The sequence below is a fragment of the Bacillus sp. JJ1773 genome (assembly GCF_036962035.1).
Classification (GTDB): Bacteria; Bacillota; Bacilli; order Bacillales; family Cytobacillaceae; genus Cytobacillus.
In genome coordinates this window covers 1-792 of record NZ_JBALNX010000050.1, presented here as the reverse complement: position 1 = coordinate 792, position 792 = coordinate 1, and the positions used below count along the sequence as shown (strand labels likewise).

Below are 792 nucleotides of genomic sequence, written 5' to 3'. Positions count from 1 at the left end.
TTCTACCCAATCAGAAACAGCTTTATGAACTACTTCATTCATAAATTCACCTCTTATTATACTTTTTATTCAATCCCACCAAGGAATACTCATTAAATTTGTTGCCGTGTTTCTTGATCCTTTAGTCGTATTACAAATATCACACAGTAGTTGAAAGTTAGAGGCATCATTTGTTCCACCAATTCTATTATTTCCTTTATAATTTAAAGGAATAATATGATCGATGTGTTTGCTGATATCACTATTTACAATTCCAGATAAGTCTCTCCTACAAAGCACACAAATACCTTTATCTCTATGAAACACAGCATCTTTTAACCATTCTGGGAATCTAGCCCTTTTTAAATTCCCATTACGACTTATATACTCAAAATAATCTTCTTTAAAATTATCATTACAATCAACATATTCGCTTAAACTGAGATTAAAATCGTGAAGAAACTTTCTATCTAAAAATAAGATATAAAAGGCAGATTCAATAAAACTTTCAACTACAATATCATCATACAGAATATCTTCAATAATGGTTTCATATAAAAATTTATCAACTTCATTTTCTTCAAGATATTTTAGAAAGTACTCTTTATCTAAACTAATATCCAATTTAAAAACATCAATTATTTCTTGAAGAATTTCGTAGACATTCTCCAATTCATTATCTTCGAACAAATAAGATTTTATTGTATTAACAATATTAAACTTGTATACCATGAGTAAAAAATAATGCAACGCAGAAACTTTATTTGGTTTTATACAGGCTTCTTTAATATCATCATCATTTTCATAAAAATA

General features: G+C 27.0%; 1 protein-coding gene. It reads right to left on the bottom strand.

What is annotated here, in order from left to right; translation table 11 throughout:
- Window positions 1-69: 69 nt before the first annotated feature.
- Window positions 70-792: HNH endonuclease (locus tag V7127_RS15230; RefSeq protein ID WP_335487316.1), on the bottom strand; the 723-nt coding region annotated here is incomplete at its 5' end.